This is a genomic window from Arenibacter sp. F26102, from assembly GCF_023015865.1.
Classification (GTDB): domain Bacteria; phylum Bacteroidota; class Bacteroidia; order Flavobacteriales; family Flavobacteriaceae; genus Arenibacter.
In genome coordinates this window covers 1-1,583 of record NZ_JALKBC010000045.1, presented here as the reverse complement: position 1 = coordinate 1,583, position 1,583 = coordinate 1, and the positions used below count along the sequence as shown (strand labels likewise).

Below are 1,583 nucleotides of genomic sequence, written 5' to 3'. Positions count from 1 at the left end.
AAAGGTGGCACTCTTGGAACCGGCAACTATACCGCCCCTGCACCGGCTCCGGGAGGATTCCCGCATTACCTCAGGTTGGTACGCTCTGGCAATACCTTAACGGCCTATGTGTCCGAGACCAATGGAAGTTGGGTTCAGGTAGGAAGTACTTCCATACCTATGGGACAAAGTATCTTTGTAGGTCTGGCGACAACATCGCATAACGATGGCGTACTTGCCAGTGCAGTATACGAGAACGTTCAGGTCATTGGCAACGTAGAGGAAAACGAAGCACCTACCGCAGTGGCCACGGCAACCCCGCTGAACGGAACCGCACCGCTACAGGTAAGCTTCACAGGAAGCGGATCTAGCGACCAGGAGACTCCGGACGCACTTGCGTACGCATGGGATTTCGGAAACGGCGATTCCTCGTCCGCTACCAACCCGGTTTACACCTATACTACTGTAGGCAGCTTTACCGCTACCCTTACCGTGACTGATCCGGAAGGACTTCAGGACACCGCTACGGTTACCATCACGGTAGATGAGGAGGTCGTTGTGGACTGTACTCCGGTACCTTCCCCTTGGACGAATTCCGATATTGGAAACGTTGCCGCCAATGGCGAGGCCTGTTTCGACAACGGTCGTTTCGAGGTCAAAGCATCAGGTGCGGATATTTATAACAGTGCCGACGAGTTCCACTATGTATATCAGGAACTAGAGGGCGATGGGGAGATCATAGCCCAGTTAATTAGCCTGGAACAGACCAACGATTGGGCCAAGGCCGGGGTGATGATGAGGAGCGACCTTGATGCGAACTCCGCAATGGCGATGATGATCATGGCACCGAACCCCAACAGTGTTGGAGGTCCTGGATACAGTTTCCAACATAGACCTTCCAAAGGTGCTAATATGAGCAGCGGCAACTATACCGCCCCTGCACCGGCTCCGGGAGGATTCCCGCATTATGTAAGGCTGGTACGCTCGGGCAATGCCTTCACGGCCTATGTGTCCGAGACCAATGGAAGTTGGGTTCAGGTCGGAAGCACCAATATACCTATGGGACAAAACATTTTCGTAGGTCTGGCGACAACATCGCATAACGATGGTGTACTTGCCAGTGCAGTATACGAGAACGTTCAGGTCATTGGCAATGTAGAGGAAAACGAAGCCCCTACCGCAGTGGCCACGGCAACCCCGCTTAACGGAACCGCACCGCTACAGGTGAACTTCACAGGAAGCGGATCCAGCGACCCAGAAAATCCAAATGGACTTGTCTATGCTTGGGATTTCGGAAACGGCGATACCTCGTCTGCTACCAACCCGGTTTACACCTATACTACCGTAGGCAGCTTCACCGCTACACTTACGGTGACGGATCCGGAAGGCCTACAGGACACCGCTACGGTTACCATCACGGTAGATGAGGAAGTCGTTGTGGACTGTACTCCGGTACCTTCCCCATGGACCAATTCCGATATAGGAAACGTTGCCGCCAATGGCGAGGCCTGTTTCGACAACGGTCGTTTCGAGGTCAATGCCTCAGGTGCGGACATCTTCGGCAGTGCCGACGAGTTCCACTATGTCTATCAGGAACTACAGGG

At 53.8% G+C, this 1,583-nt stretch carries 1 protein-coding gene; it reads left to right on the top strand.

Annotated elements, in window-relative coordinates:
- Positions 1–1,583 (top strand): PKD domain-containing protein (locus MWU78_RS22160; RefSeq protein ID WP_247001990.1); only part of this gene is annotated, 1,583 nt, incomplete at both ends.